Source organism: Pseudomonas syringae, assembly GCF_000737245.1.
GTDB lineage: Bacteria > Pseudomonadota > Gammaproteobacteria > Pseudomonadales > Pseudomonadaceae > Aquipseudomonas > Aquipseudomonas syringae_J.
Window position 1 is genome coordinate 1 of sequence record NZ_JPQU01000059.1, and the last position, 14916, is coordinate 14916.

Below are 14916 nucleotides of genomic sequence, written 5' to 3' on the forward strand. Positions count from 1 at the left end.
GCGGGTGATAAAGGCCAGGTCGCTTTCGCCGTATTGCATGACCTGTTCGCGCTTGGGATATTCACGCTGCAGCTGCAAGTTCAAGTCATAGTTTTTAAAGCCATGGCGGCTCAGCAATATGCTCTCAACGATCTCCGGCACGGACTGCTTTTGATAAATACGGTATTGCCTGCCCCTGTCGAGCAGGGCAAGGCGCGGCTGCAAGAGGATTTCATAGCGAGCTTCATCCCTTGAATCGGAAAGCCGCTTTAATCCGGTGACCACGCCATACACCGTGCGTAACGGCGGCTCGGGGATAACAGTCAGCCAGTCAGGGCTCATCCGCGGAAACTTCGGCGCTGGGCCGTAAAGGCTGAACCAGGCCTTACGCCCGAGTATTTGGGCTGGCGCGAGGTCCTGCTCGGTGCAGGTGAATTCAATCGTGTATTTGAACGGCTCGCTGAGCTTTTCTTCACCTGTGAAGGTCAAAACGTCGAGGGTTGCCTGGACTTCAGAGACCCTGAGTTTGTGGCGGCTGTGGACGAAAAAGTCGGTTATCGGCTGAGCCATGTTCAAGCCTCCGTGGCGTTGGGTGAGTTCGCGTCCAATGCAGAATTGAAGTGCAGAGCACTGCCCCAGCTTCTATTCCGCTGAAGGTTCTTTGAGTCGGCGCATGCCGGACAAAAAAGCTGTCGAAGTTGATTCGTATAAATATGAACTTGCCCGTATAAGACTGGCCGCGCTCATGGGTACGTAACAATAAGTGACCGGCGGCTTGAACTCTACCCACACCCCCTCAACAGAGAGGTTTCCCTCATAACTCACGGATAATTCCTACAGGGCAATCAGGACTTAACTTACCTGCGACTGAATTTTAGAGACATGCACCCCCTACAAAAAAAGTTACCGCAGATAGACTTATATATTTCTCGGAGTGAAATTCGGAAACTTCCGATCAATTATCAGAAAGTCCCTACAAATCATTATTTCCGCACTAACTATCTACCACCCCCACCCCCCAAATCCTGATTGATTGAAACCCAAAGCAGGCCCTTCTCCGGCCTGCGTTTTCAGACTCAATATGCAATCAGGATGATCAGTACGTTATGCAGCAACTCACTCAATTCTTCCCCACTCCGGCGGAAAATTTGCCACTGGCGGTCGCGGCACTGGCTCGGCTTGGCGACCTCGATGTAGCGCTTCGCAACGAGCTGAAGTCTTTGCCCGACCCCCTTGTGAAAGACCCCGCGGTGCTCATCGAGCAGATCGACGCTTACTGGCAAGCCCCCAGTGCTCAGGGCAAGAGCCGTCGGACGATGTTCATCGAGGCCATGGGGCAAGGGCTGCGTGACGAGGTGATCGTCAAGATTCATGAGCGCAACCTGGACAAGGCTTACGTCGATTGCATCCCGGCAAAAAACAACGACGCCATTCTCCCGGAGAGCTACGCCCTTCACGTGCATCTGAGCGATAACGACCTGTGTGAAATTGCTGGCGCGTTGGTGTTCATCAACGATCAGGGTCGGGCTTTGCTGGTGCTGCCCGGTGTCGGCGCAGAGGGTTTTGCCAGTCGCAACGCGTTGGGCGAAGCGCTGGTTCACTGGCTGAACCATGAGGTACTGCAAGAGGCGCTGTTCAACAATGCAGCGCTGCGCGATCAGGAGTTGATTGAAGCCATAGGCAGCGACCCGCAATTGCACCTGGAACCTTTCACGGTCGCCGACCTGCGCCTTGAACCCGTTACGGGCAACCCCTTCGAACATGCTTTCGAGCGCCAGCTGGAAAAGCAGCGCAATGATATCCGCCACGCCTGTAACGACAGCACGTCCAATGCCGGACTCGAAAAAGCCATCAGTATGCCGGGCTTGATCGGCCCCGGCGCCATGCTTGCACAGCGCCAGATTGCTTACTGGGAGCGCCAGCAACGCAGAAATCTGCCTCACTGGATCAAGGTCGCCAGCCAGGACGATCTTGATCAATATCAGCAACGCCTGACTCATTACGATCAGAGTCGTACTGCGCTGATCAGCGCTTTGGGTGGCGCGGCGTCCCATGAGCAATATGCGCGCCTGCACCTGCGCGCACGCCTGGCGTCTGATCTGGGCTACGACCTTGAGCCTGAGCAGATTGTGGTCACCATGCAGCGCCGGCTGGGGATTACTGGCGAACTCTATACGACCAAGCGCTCGTTGTTGCAGCTGGCTTTATACGGATTGCATCCCGGCGATCTATCTGCGGATTCGCACTTTCAGACGCTGACGACCCTGCGTCTGAACGATGCGCTAATGGACACGACTCATCCACTTCTGACCAACGCTTACATCGCAAAGCTGATAGATGAGTTGAACCTGGGCACGAACTTTCGCGAATACCAGCGCGTGGCTTATGCCACTGAGCATAATCAGCAGCTGATGCGCCAGCTGACGCGCAAGCAGATCACTGCATTGGCTTACGCAGCAAAGATGCAGGCGCATATTTCGGCAGACGACTTTGCAATCATTGAGCAAATCGAGGGTGACGCAACCGGTCAGACAACCCCCAATCTGCAGGTCCAGCAGATCAAGCTCGACGATGGCGAAATTCTGGGCGGGCTGTTGGTATTCCGTAAAAACGACAGCCAGGGGCAGCTTGAGCGACTGGTGATGTTCGCCGCCGACGCGCCGAGAGCGCAACGTTTTCAAGCCTTCGATAATCAGAGGCAACTGACTCATGAGCTGGTTAGCTGGACAACCTCTACGGAGATGAGCCAGTACTTGCTCAAACAAGTCTCGGCTTCCAGTCGCGAGAACCTGGAAACGCGATTTGCCGCCCTGCGTCTCAAGCCCAGCCCGCCAGCCAATTACGTTCAGCTCATCACTCGCAGCCACTACAACCAGGCACTTGGGCAGTTCGTGCGCCAGCATGTGCGGGTGGCCGCCGCCGACCAGGCGCAGCGCACGCCAGACTGGTATCTGCGCGCCAGCCCCGCTCAACGTCAGGAGCTGTTGGCCCTGGAAGATGCGATTGCCGGTGCCACACAGAATTACCACGCCAAACCTCCGACCCAGGCTCAGGATTTCGAGGAGTACGTTCACCAGCGCGCCAGCAAGAAAATCAGTGAACTGCTGGGCGTCGCGGAAGGCAGCGTCGATCCTGACCACATCATCATCACCTCCGAGCGTGAGGTACTCAGCTACACGAAAATGCTGCGCAACGGCTATGACGACACTCTGGGCCTGCTCAAAAGCGGCGCTGACGGCCAGGCCACATTCAGCGGCCCGTCGCATGTAGACCTGACGCCACTGACTCCGCAAAAAGTCGCACGCTCGGTGCATGGCAAGTGGCTCAGCGACGACTACATCAAGCTGGTCAGGGACACCCTGCTCGACCCCGAATCTCCCGGCTACCTACACCGCCGACGCAGCAGCCTGCAAGTTACCGTGTTGCAAATGAAGGCGGCCGCACTGCGCAGCCATCTGAAAGGTCAGCTCGACAGCCGCCACTATCAATGGCTGCGCCTTGCCATGGATCATCTGCACCTGACCGATAGCGAAGCTCGTCGTCGCTATCCGCTGCACACCTTGCAACTGCGTCTGGAAAACCCGTTGATCGGCAGCGACCTTTCCGAAGTGGGCGAAGTGGCGAAAGACATTTACAACGTCATTTCTCCCACCAAGGTCGAGCTGATCCAGATTGAGACCGTGCAAGGCTGCTATCTGTTGTCATCCTCCGACGCCACCCAGGCCGCCATGCTTTACACCCCACAAGCACCGGACGGCTTGGAGTTTCGGCTGTTGAGCGACTTCAAAACCTCACTTTCCAGCCCCGGCATGATCGACTACTACAAAGACCGCTGCCGGATCAATGCACGGCGCAAACTGTCGTTTTTCCTCAGGGACATGGAGCAAGGCGGCGAGAGCAAACCGCCAGTTATCCCCCGCGATGCGGTGAGCGACTTCCAGGACATCTGCTTCAATCGACCCCTTGAGCGCCAGTTGCGCGATGTCGAAGACACCACCACAGGCCGCAGCGACATGCTCGCACGGCTGGCGTGGATAACCTTCGAACTGGTTGCGACGGTAGCCACTCTGCCCTTCCCGCCTGCCAGCTTTGCGGTCGGCGCCTTGCTCTCTCTGCGTGACAGCATGAAAGCCCTCCAAGCCTTCGCCAATGGTGACCTGGAAGCCGCCAGCGGTTACATCCTCAGCTCACTGTTCAACAGTCTGGGCGCTGCGGGGGATTTATCCGCCGGCATGAAGGGCTTCGGTGCACTGCGCCAGGTCGGTCACAACGGCAAACACGCTTCGCTAGCACGGATCACGCGCGCACCGAGCCAGGCTGAAATGCGCCCGGTGAACCTTGATGGGGATACCTTCTGGCGCAGCCAACCGAACGCCAATGGTCATGCAGCGGTGTATCGGGTGAGCGCCGAGCAGGCCCACCCCCCACAGGCCACCGGACAGTTCGCCCGTCGCGACCTGGACGGACAATGGCGTCCCTTGAGCCAGCCTGTGGGTCAGCCGCGCACCTTGAGTGCCAACGGTGTGAAACAGGGGTTAGCGTTGAATATCTCACTGGAAAATGCGACCCCGCTGGCATCTGCCCATGGCAAGGGGGTGAGCATGGTCAACGGCAAGCACTACATCGAACTCGGCTCCCAAGTCTTCGAAGTGCAATTCGATGCAAGCGCCCGTTACTGGAATATTATCGATCCGCAAAACCCGTTCGCTTTCTACGGCAAACAACCGGTGTATCTGGATCTTCAGGGTAAATGGCAGTTGCCCAAACGCCCCAATCTGGCTGGCGGCATGGATGAATCATTCAGGCCGCTGGTCAGTGAGGCCACAACTGCGCAAGCGATTACCGCCGCTGTGGTCCCCTATGAACTGCCTCTGAAGTTGCGCTCTCATTTCGATATCCTCGCGCACCCGGGCAGGTCCTATAACGATCTAGGGCTGGATCTGGACGAGTACTTCGAATCGGTATTCCGCAACAGCCGCGCTGATTTCGCGTCACGCCGGGAAAAACTCTATACAGATGCACAAGCGGCAATTCCTTCTCTCATTCCAGCGCCTCGGCCTGTGTTGCCGCTGCCTGAGGTCAGTGCGGATGCTGGCAGCCTGATCAGAAGAGTGTTCCAGAACAGCAACGCCATGGTGATTGGCGAGGCTCCAAGATCCGTTGCCAGCAAGCGTTTGCTGATCGACAACATGGCTGCACTGGCTGAACAGGACGTGAAGGTCCTGTACATCCAGCATCTGTTTACCGATCTGCACATGTACAAGCTGGAGAAGTACCGCAAGCTGGGGGCCAGATGCAAAACAGGCTCCAGTGAGCTGAGGGTCTGGCTTGAGAGCCTGAACGAAGGCGCGCTGAAAAACCGCAGCAGGGACTATGACTACTACCACCTGATCAAGGCCGCACACCGCCACGGTCTTGAAGTCCGTCCGCTCAGTTCGTCGGTCAGCTATCCGCTCATCCACAACCCGGTGGCATCGGCCGCCGCGGACGTTGCCAGCGATCAGAAAATGAGCAATTACTTCAGTTATCTTTTGATCAATGCCGATACCGCTGCCCATCCCGAGCGGCGCTGGGTGGCGTTGCTCGATCAAAAACTCGCCACCAGCTACCAGGAAGTCCCAGGCGTCGCCGAGCTACATGGCGCAATCAGCATTCGCGTACATGACGTACCTCAGGGGCGGCCAACGCTGATCAGCCGAGATATTGAAGGCACAAACACGGCGTTCGGCAAGGCTGACTTCAAGATTGAAATTGCCAACCCGTTGCTCAGTGATCAAGGTACCTCGGGGCTCACTAAGGTCCAGCCCTCAACACCAAGCCTGTTGGACGATGCGCTGCATCGACAGATCCTCGGAACCAATGGCGCCAGGATCGACGACAGCTTTGTCGGTAAACCTGGCTTTGAGTGGACGGAAGCCGGCGGATGGCGGGCGGTCGACGCGCAACATTGGCCCGCTGAAAGCCCACCTACAGCCATCCAGCTATCGTTGCTCGATATCACCTACGGTATGCCCGCCGACACACGTGGCACCCTGCATGATTTGATCAACTTCAAACGCCGGGGGCTGGACTCACGATATTTCCTCGAGAGCGTTGGGGATTCGCGGGTACAGGACATTTTTTTCACTCTGCGCGGCAAGCTCCAGAAAGACGCACGCAAGATCATTGCCCACGAGTTGCCAAGCCGTCCGACGGTACCCTCCGTGTCGCCGGGAATCAGCCAGAGCGATTTGCTCGAAGATCTTTATCAGCATACCAACGGCGTGGTGATTGGCGAAAATCACTCATCTATTGCCAGTAAAAAACTGATCATCGACAACCTGCCGTTACTGGCCCGCCAAGAGGTGAAGACGCTGTACATGGAGCACCTGCTCAGCGACTTGCATCAGGCCGATCTGGACCGTTTTTTCGAAACCGGGCACGTGAGCAAGTCGCTGCTCCACGACCTGAGAAAACTCGACTTGGGTCATCACACCGACCCAGACGGCATCTACACCTTTGAGCAATTAGTGATCAAGGCGCGAAACCATGGTCTGGAGGTCAGGGCTATCGACTGCGCAGCCAGCTACCACATCAAAGAAATTGACCACCCTGCGCTCACCACCCGGCAACAGATGTTCAGCTTTTTCGCGTCGCGTACGCTGCGTAAACACCAGGCAGTGATGGGCTCCCACAAATGGATCGCGCTTGTCGGGAACAGCCACGCCAGTACTTACGAGAAAATTGTCCCTGGTCTGGCCGAACTGGAAGGCGGGATTAGCATCCGCGTGCTTGATGTCAGGCCCGGCCAGTCACGAGGTGTTTCGATAGATCCTGGGGAAAGTCTGCCGATTTCGCTGACCCATCGCGAAAGCTTCATCAAGAGCGATCTGCGCCTGGAAATGGAAACCCTCAAGCCAGCCGTGGCGGTCAGGCCCCCGCAATCCCTGCCGGTCGAGGAAAGGCTGACAAGGCCGGGGATGTTTCTGATCGAGCAAGGCAACGACAGCCTGCAGGTTATCGTCCATCGCTCACGGGATTACGCGATCCACCGCACGCCGGTGAAGGTCAATGCCCAAGGTCAGGTCTATGTGGAACGAAGCACCTGGCCTGCCGTGCACCAGAAACCTTTTGAAGACATGGATGCGCTGATTGTCGGCCTTGAGGAGATAAACCTGACTCGGGTGGCGTGAGATGCGGCTAGCTTGTGGGGCCGGGCTTGCCCGCGATGAATGAAAACGTGGCTTATCTGCCAAACCCCAGCGCCTGATTCGCGGGCGAGCCTCGCTCCAACGGGTTCGACGATTTTTGTGGGAGCCGGGCTTGCCCGCGAAGAACGATGACGCGGTATGCCTGCCAAACCGCGCCGCCTGGTTCGCGGGCAAGCCTCGCTCCAACGGGTTCGACGATTTCTGTGGGAGCCGAGCTTGCTCGCGATGAACGATGACGCGGTGTGCCTGCTAAACCGCGCCGCCTGGTTCGCGGGCAAGCCTCGCTCCAACGGGTTCGACGATTTCTGTGGGAGCCGAGCTTGCTCGCGATGAACGATGACGCGGTATGCCTGCTAAACCGCGCCGCCTGGTTCGCGGGCAAGCCTCGCTCCAACGGGTTCGACGATTTCTGTGGGAGCCGAGCTTGCTCGCGATGAACGATGACGCGGTGTGCCTGCCAAACCGCGCCGCCTGGTTCGCGGGCAAGCCTCGCTCCAACGGGTTCGACGATTTCTGTGGGAGCCGAGCTTGCTCGCGATGAACGATGACGCGGTGTGCCTGCCAAACCCCAGCGCCTGATTCGCGGGCAAGCCTCGTTCTTGAGGGGATCACCGAACCTGCTAAACCTTCGGCAAGCGCTGTTCCAGCAACTGGTGCAGCGCGCTGTCGGCGGGCCAGTTGCGCATGAAGCGGGCGCGATCGCGGGCGAAGGCGGTGGCGAATGAACTTTGCGAGCTGTGTTGGCACATGGCGTCCAAGTCGATCAACGCCCAGCGATCCTGATGCCAGAACACGTTATGGCCCTTCAGATCGCCATGACTGATGCGTTCACGGATCAACTGCTGGAAAAGCTCATCCAGCGCCAGCAATTCACTTTCCGGCGCCTCACCTGAAGCGATATAGGGCGCAAAGCGCTCGATGATGTCCAGCCCGGGCAGATATTCGGTCACCAGATACGCCTTGCCGCGTAGACCAAGAACTCGCTGCTCCAGCAGCGCCAGCGGCTTGGGCGTAGCGATGCCGAGAAACAGCAGTCGATTCCCTTCGCGCCACGAATGCCAGGCTCGGCTTGGACGCCAGAAACGCTTGAACCAGTGGGCAACGTCCTTGATGTTGTAGCGTTTGATCACCAGGCTGCGACCATTGACTTCAACCCGCCCCACACTCGCCGCACCACCGGTTTTATACAGGTGACCCTGCTCGAGTAATTGGTCGGCCTGGGCCAGCACCGGCAACATCGCGACCTCTTCTTCGCGGCGAATCGCCCGCAATCCGGACGCCCCATCCACCACGCTGAACAGGCTGCAATCGCGACCGGTCTTGTCGAGATAATCCTTCAAACGCCAGCTTCGAACCTTGTCGATCTGCTTCTGCAAGGCTTCCATTGGCAAACCGTGTTCGCCATTGCTGAGCAGGTAATGCACCAACAATTCTTCGGTAAACGGCTCAAGGGATTTGGGCAGCTGGGCGAAGAACACCCCGAGGTTTTCCAGCACCTTTTGCCGAGACAACGGCTTGCCGGCTTCTTCGACACGGATCCCCGCACCGTCGATCAGGTACAGCTTGCCGTGGCTACGCAACAGGTTGTCCAGATGCAGGTCTTCCTGCCACAGACCCTTGGCGTGCAGTTGCGCAATGGCAGATAACGCTTCGCCCAGCACCGCCTGCTGAGCATCGTTGAGCGGAGTCTGGTGTTCCACTTCAGCCCAGGCGTCGCCCAGGCTATGCGACTGTTCCAGAAACTCGAACAGCAGCCAGCCACCTTCGTTCTGTTCAAGACCATCGGCCAACAGCAGCGGCGTGGTCATGCCTTGTGCGGCTAGCAGACGCACGCCTTCGAGCTCACGCTGAAAATGCCGTGGGGCCTTTTGCCCGACCAGCAACTTGGCCAACACCGGCCGGCCTCGCCATACGCCTGCACCCACATAGCGCTGACCGGGCAACACCCGTAACAAGCTCAGCAGTTGCAGTTCGGCGGGGCCAGCCGCATCGGCCAGTGCCAGATTGATTGGCAAGGCGGGAGTGCGTCCGGCGTTCTTGAGTTCAGACAAACGCATCAACGGATCTCTTCGTGTTCGCTGCGGTGCGTACCGCGTTTATGACTGCCACGCTTGTCGAGCCGGGTATACCAGTCGTCGACCAGCGGGCTGTCGATCCCGGATTGCAGATAGGCCGCCAGCAATTCGCGCACATGAGCCTCACTCCACATCGGTGCCCGGCGCAGCAGCGGCTCCAGATCCTTGACCCGGTCACGCCTGCCAAACAGTGCTGGCCGGGTTTTTTCCAGGTCGATCAGTTGCGCCCGATACATACCGGCCTTGGCCCGCATGAAAATATGCTTGGGGTAGAAACAGCCGTGAACCTGGCCGGCCGCGTGCAGGGTCTGGGCCAGATCGCCACAAGCCTGCAGGATCGCCTTCTGTTGCGGCGCGTCCATCTCGGACCACTGCTGCAGCAAGGTGTCCAGGTCGGTCCAGCCATCCAGTGCGCGAGTCATGAGAATCGCCCTGCGCTCACCATTAACCCGACTCTCGCCATAAAACACCGCTTGCAGCGCCGGGATGCCCAGTTGCTGATAGCGGCTGATATTACGAAATTCCCGGGAGAAGGAGGGTTCGCCAAACGGATGATGCAGGGTGCGGGTCAGGTAATTACTCTGGCGCTTCAAATAGAAGCCGGACCCTTCCAGTTCCATGCGGAACACACTGCTCCAGCCGCCCCGGCCGGTGTTGGGTTCGTCGACAGCCTCAAGCTGGACCTCCCACAGCGACTCGAAATCAGCCAGGCCGTGGCGTTCAAGCAACGGACGCTCGCTGGGTGCAATGAAAACGGTCATTCGCGTCCCTCAAAAAAGCTGACGACATGGCGTATGCGTTTCTTGTCGGACTCATTCAACCGGTCGCGCCCTCGGTATTGCAGGTAGAAACGCAGGCGCTGGGTGTTCGATAGATGGTATTTCGCGAGTTTGTCCAGACAAGCCAGATCCTTCGTGATCCGGTAACGCAACATGAAGCTCCACCAGAACGCGCCGTTGGGGCAATCGATCAGGAACACTGTCCCTTGATCGTCGACCAACAGGTTGCGCCACTTCAGGTCGTTGTGAGTGAAATTCTGGTCATGCATGGCGCGAGTGTAGCGGGCCACCTGACGGCTGATCGTATCCACCCACGAACGATCGGCCAGTCGCGGGTCATCACGCCTGGCCAGGGCCGACAAGTCTTCGGTGTTGGGCAGCTCGCGAGTAATCAGCGCGCCCCGGTCGTACGTGGCACCCCGGCGCTCAAGGCCCCAGGCGACGACTTCTGCCGTGGGAATGCCCCATTTGGCAAAGCGCTTGAGGTTCTGCCATTCCGAGCGGACCCGTGGCTTGCCCATATAACGGCGCAGGCCTTTACCGGCGCCGACATAGCGCTTGACGTAATAATTGACCCCGTCGCGCTGCACCTTGATGACTTCGGACAACGGATCGCGGGTCAGACGCTCGCCTTGCAAGGCAAATACTGCGTCGAGACTGCCAAAATCCTGCTCCAGAGAAGCGTAAGCCGGTTCCAGGTTCCAACCCGCCATCAGAGCGCATCTCCGTAGCGGACTTTGCGCTGATAAAGCTTGTCGGCTTTGGTTTCCAGCCAGCTGAGCAGTTTGGCTTCTTCAGCCAGAATCTGCCGCAGCGGTTGCTGGAAATAGCCCTTGAGGAAACGCAGCTTGTCGCGGCGGGTCAGGCCGATGTCCAGCGCTGAGAAATACAGCGCAGCCAGATCCTTGTTGCGCCAGCGCGGGGTAATGACCCGACGTGTCTGGGCACGGTGCAGATCGATCACCGACAGGCGGAAATCATCCGCCGTTACCGGTGTGTCGGTGTGCAGCAGGAAATGGCAGATGTAACAGTCGCGATGATTGACCCCGGCGCGGTGCATCATGCCGACCATGCGCGCCACTTCGGCGATGAACGCACGTTTGAGGCGCGGCTCTGGTGGCTCGTTGCGCCAATTGATGCTGATGTCTTCGAGGCTTTCGGTGGGTGCCAGCTCTTCGGTGACGATGAACGAATGCTGCGCCGCCGGGTTATTACCGCGCTCGCCGTAGGCCACAGCGGTCATGGTCGGCACGCCGACTTCTTTCAGGCGAGCGATGGCTTTCCACTCCATGCCTGCGCCCAGCACCGGCAATTTTGCAGTGATCAGGTTTTTGCCGATTTCGCTCCAGCCAATACCGCGATGGATCTTGACGAAGTAACCGCGCCCGTCGACTTCGGTGCGCAGCGTGCGCCGGCCTTCGAGTTCGCGATACACCTGACCGTCCAGACGCTCGACCTCGGCGAACGCATCACGTCCAGCCCAGAGCGTTTTGAACGGTTCAGCAAGGAACAACTTCATGGGTAGTGCTCCGCCAGAATCACATCCGCCGCGTGCTGCGGCATGCTGTAGAGATCAGCCGTGTCAGCAAAGGCCAGACCATTTCGGCTCCATTTGGCCCGCGACGTATCGTCGGCCAGCATGGTTGCCAGGTACTCATTGAGCTGCGCTTGCTCGAACGGGTCATCGAGGACCAGCCCGCTGTCCGCCTCGGCTATGTAGTGCGCGTAACCGCACACCGCACTGACCAGCACCGGCAAACCGGCCACCAGCGCTTCGAGCAGCACAGTGCCGGTGTTTTCGTTGTAGGCAGGGTGGATCAAGATGTCGGCCCCCAGCAGGAAGCGCGGAATATCGCTGCGCCCTTTCATGAAGGTGACATGCTCACCCAGGCCCAGCGCCGCGCTTTGCAGTTGGAATACTTTGGGGTCGTCCTGCCCGATTACAAACAGCCGGGTGCGTTTTTTAAGATCAGCGGGCAATGCAGCCAGTGCTTTGAGGCTGCGATCCACGCCTTTGGTCTTGAAGCCCGAGCCGATTTGCACCAGCAGCAGGTCATCGTCACCCAGCCCGAATTCCTTGCGGAACTCGGCACGAATCTGCGGCGCATCGGCTGGCGCGCGGCGGTCCTGGGCGATGCCCGGCGGCAACAGATGAAAGCGTGACAACGGCGTGTCGTAGTACTTGATGAACAGCGGCTGCTGGACTTCGGAAATCATCAGCACCTGGGTTTTCGCGTCTTTGGCGAACACCGCTCGCTCGTACTCGGCAAAGTGGCGATAGCGGCCCCACTGGCGATACAGCGAATGACGCAGGGTTTGTGCCTTATCTTCAAAGCAACCGTCGGCGGCGTAATACACGTCCAGGCCCGGCATTTTGTTGAAGCCGATCAGACGATCCACCGGGCGCTTGGCGAGGTCCGCTTCCATCCAGGCGCTGAGTTTTTCATTGCGCCGATGGTTGAAAAACGCTTTGACCGGCGCCACCAGCACTTCAAAGCCAGGTGGCACGTCGCCTTCCCAGATCAGGGTGTAGACCCGGATCTTGTGCCCACGCTGCTGGCACTCCAGCGCGATGCGCATGAAGTCGCGTTGCAGTCCGCCAAACGGGAAATATTTGTACAGCACAAAAGCCAGTTGCATCAGCCTGGTTCCTTTGCCAGCAACAGCGCGCCCAATTGGCGCGCTACTCGCTCGGGATTCAAACGAGTGAAGCACACAGGCCACTCGCGTTTCAGATCGAACTGACGGCGGTCTTCTTCCGTCGGTTGATAGGTGCATTTCTTTTGCAGGCATGGCGCACAGGCCGGGTAGTCACCGGCCAGGTGCACCTGCGATTTGCCATAAGCGCCCGTCAGGCCCGGGTTGGTTGGGCCGAACAGGGAGATCGTCGGCACATCCAGCGCCGCCGCCAGGTGACCAATACCGGTATCGACCGCCACACAGGCCTGGGCACTGGCCAACACTTGAGCGACGCCAGCCAGGTTGAGTTTAGGCAACACCACGGCGTGCTCCAGCCCGTCAGCAATGCGCTCGGCCCTGGCTTTTTCCAGCAGGTTGCCCCAAGGCAAGCGAACCTGCAGACCGCGCTCAACCATGCGCTCGGCCAGTTGTCGCCAATACAGCTCGGGCCAGTGCTTGGTGTCCCACGTGGTGCCGTGCAGAAATAGAACGAATGGCGGTTTATCTGCGTCCGCGCTCTGATCGGTATTGCGCAGCAAACGGGCATGATCCAGGCCGTAATCCCCCAGCCCCGCAGGCACCGCATAACCCAGCGCCTGAGCGAACAATTGCCGCAAACGCTCGACCGCGTGCTGCCCACGAGCTACGGAATAAGCCTGATCGTAGAAACGGCTGGCCAGCGGTTCCCGGGCCGAATCCTTGTCCAGTCCGGCGATGGGCGCTTTGACGTAACGAGTCAGCCAGGCGCTTTTCAACAAGCCCTGAGCGTCGATCACCAGATCATAGGGTGTGTCGCGCAAACGTTTTTTGAAACGCCGCCACTCGCCGGTCTTGAACGTCTGCCAGAGGTTTTTACGCCAGCGGCGAATGGCTACCGGGATGACCTCGCCGACCGCCGGATGCCAGGTGGGAATCTCGGCGAAACCCTCCTCCACTACCCAGTCGAAACGGATGCCCGGCACTGCGCGTGCCGCATCGGTCAACGCGGGCAGTGCATGAATCACGTCGCCAAGGGATGAAGTTTTGATCAACAAGACCCGCAAATCAGGCGACCTCCACCGGGGTGCTGCCCAGATTGCCCAGTGCCTGAATCACCGAATCCGGTTCCAGCAGGCGCAAGCAGTTGTAATGACCGAAACGGCAGGTGCGGTCAAAACACGGGCTGCACTCAATGCCCAGCCGCACGACTTCGACCTGATCGGCCAGCGGCGGCGTAAAGCCAGGCGAAGTAGAGCCATATACCGCAACCAGCGGGCGATTCAGCGCGGCGGCAACGTGCATCAGGCCGGAATCGTTGGATACCACGGCATCGGCACACGACAGCAAATCGATGGCTTCAGCCAGGGAGGTATCGCCGCTCAGGTTCACCGACTCTTCACGCAGACCGGGAATCAGCCGTTCGCGAATACTTTCGCCCACCGGGTGATCATTCTTGGAACCGAACAGCCAGACCTGCCAGCCTTCGCGGATCTTGGCTTCGGCAACCTTGGCGTAATGCTCGGCCGGCCAGCGCTTGGACTCGCCGAACTCGGCACCGGGGCACAGCGCCAGCACCGGACGGTCGAGACTCAGGCCAAATTTGGCCAGCGCTGCATTGCGGGTCGTTAGGTCAATGCGCAGTTCAGGCTTGGGGTAAGGACGCGGCAACTCCGCAGCAGGTTCATAGGCCAGGGCCATGAAGCGCTCGATCATCAGCGGATAGCGTTGTTTATCGAGGGTCCGCACGTCATTGAGCAGGCCATAACGAAACTCGCCGCGCCAGCCCGTACGTTTCGGGATACCGGCGAAGAACGGCACCAGAGCAGACTTCAGCGAGTTGGGCAGGAGAATGGCCTGATCGTACTGGCCCGCCAGGGACTTGCCGATCCGCCGCCGCGTAGCCAGCTCCAGTGCGCCATGACCCAGCGGAAAGCTCAGGGCCGCGCGCACCTCGGGCATACGCTCAAGGATCGGACGGCTCCACTCGGGAGCCAGAACATCGATCACGCACTCGGGATGGCGCTGTTTAAGGCACTGGAACAGCGTTTGCGCCATTACCATGTCGCCTACCCAGCTAGGCCCAACGATCAGAATTCTCATGTTTCATCCAAAAACGACCAGAAACGATCAGGGAGGCCGATCAGGCTGCGTGACGTTCCCACACAACCCGTCGCCTCCCTGTCATAGCTTTATATAGTGCACATGCCGTGGGACCGGCTTTAGCCGGGAATAGGC

Annotated in this window: 9 protein-coding genes; 1 reads left to right on the plus strand and 8 read right to left on the minus strand. The window is 58.9% G+C overall.

Annotated elements, in window-relative coordinates; all coding sequences use genetic code 11:
* The coding region (locus tag IV01_RS05790) for a contractile injection system protein, VgrG/Pvc8 family (protein WP_032630533.1) at positions 1-549 on the minus strand (549 nt) is incomplete at its 3' end.
* A 536-nt stretch (positions 550-1085) separates the two neighbouring features.
* On the opposite strand from IV01_RS05790, the gene IV01_RS05785 reads away from it, so the two are divergent.
* On the plus strand, positions 1086-7151 hold the full coding sequence (locus IV01_RS05785; RefSeq protein WP_032630535.1) for a membrane-targeted effector domain-containing toxin: 6066 nt from the start codon (positions 1086-1088) through the stop codon (positions 7149-7151).
* Positions 7152-7789: 638 nt separating this feature from the next.
* Here IV01_RS05785 and IV01_RS05780 read toward each other — a convergent pair.
* The 7 genes from IV01_RS05780 to waaF are packed head-to-tail and all read right to left on the minus strand — an operon-like array spanning position 7790 to position 14781.
* Entirely contained in the window at positions 7790-9226 is a 1437-nt protein-coding gene (locus tag IV01_RS05780; RefSeq protein ID WP_032630536.1) for a lipopolysaccharide kinase InaA family protein, read from the minus strand.
* On the minus strand, positions 9226-10005 hold the full coding sequence (locus tag IV01_RS05775) for a lipopolysaccharide kinase InaA family protein (protein WP_032630537.1): 780 nt from the start codon (positions 10003-10005) through the stop codon (positions 9226-9228). The genes IV01_RS05780 and IV01_RS05775 overlap by 1 nt, the downstream gene beginning before the upstream one ends.
* Positions 10002-10736 carry a lipopolysaccharide kinase InaA family protein gene (locus IV01_RS05770; RefSeq protein WP_032630538.1) on the minus strand — a complete coding sequence of 245 codons (735 nt, stop codon included), beginning with the start codon at positions 10734-10736 and terminating at the stop codon, positions 10002-10004. Before IV01_RS05770 ends, IV01_RS05775 begins: the two co-directional genes overlap by 4 nt.
* A complete protein-coding gene (rfaP, locus tag IV01_RS05765; protein ID WP_032630539.1) occupies positions 10736-11542 on the minus strand; it encodes a lipopolysaccharide core heptose(I) kinase RfaP in 807 nt (268 codons plus the stop codon). Before rfaP ends, IV01_RS05770 begins: the two co-directional genes overlap by 1 nt.
* The gene (locus IV01_RS05760) at positions 11539-12663 is read right to left on the minus strand and encodes a glycosyltransferase family 4 protein (protein WP_032630540.1); all 1125 of its coding nucleotides are present in this window, start codon (positions 12661-12663) and stop codon (positions 11539-11541) included. Before IV01_RS05760 ends, rfaP begins: the two co-directional genes overlap by 4 nt.
* Positions 12663-13745 (minus strand): lipopolysaccharide heptosyltransferase I, encoded by a 1083-nt coding sequence (waaC, locus tag IV01_RS05755; RefSeq protein WP_032630541.1) that lies wholly within the window; start codon positions 13743-13745, stop codon positions 12663-12665. Before waaC ends, IV01_RS05760 begins: the two co-directional genes overlap by 1 nt.
* 1 nt (position 13746) lies before the next feature.
* The gene (gene waaF, locus IV01_RS05750) at positions 13747-14781 is read right to left on the minus strand and encodes a lipopolysaccharide heptosyltransferase II (RefSeq protein ID WP_032630542.1); all 1035 of its coding nucleotides are present in this window, start codon (positions 14779-14781) and stop codon (positions 13747-13749) included.
* Between the last annotated feature and the right edge of the window lie 135 nt (positions 14782-14916).

Coding starts and splice junctions, on each gene's coding strand:
- waaF (WP_032630542.1), bottom strand. CDS start 14,781: ATGAGAATTCTGATCGTTGGGCCTAGCTGGGTAGGCGACATGGTAATG.
- IV01_RS05785 (WP_032630535.1), top strand. CDS start 1,086: ATGCAGCAACTCACTCAATTCTTCCCCACTCCGGCGGAAAATTTGCCA.
- IV01_RS05770 (WP_032630538.1), bottom strand. CDS start 10,736: ATGGCGGGTTGGAACCTGGAACCGGCTTACGCTTCTCTGGAGCAGGAT.
- rfaP (WP_032630539.1), bottom strand. CDS start 11,542: ATGAAGTTGTTCCTTGCTGAACCGTTCAAAACGCTCTGGGCTGGACGT.
- IV01_RS05780 (WP_032630536.1), bottom strand. CDS start 9,226: ATGCGTTTGTCTGAACTCAAGAACGCCGGACGCACTCCCGCCTTGCCA.
- IV01_RS05760 (WP_032630540.1), bottom strand. CDS start 12,663: ATGCAACTGGCTTTTGTGCTGTACAAATATTTCCCGTTTGGCGGACTG.
- IV01_RS05775 (WP_032630537.1), bottom strand. CDS start 10,005: ATGACCGTTTTCATTGCACCCAGCGAGCGTCCGTTGCTTGAACGCCAC.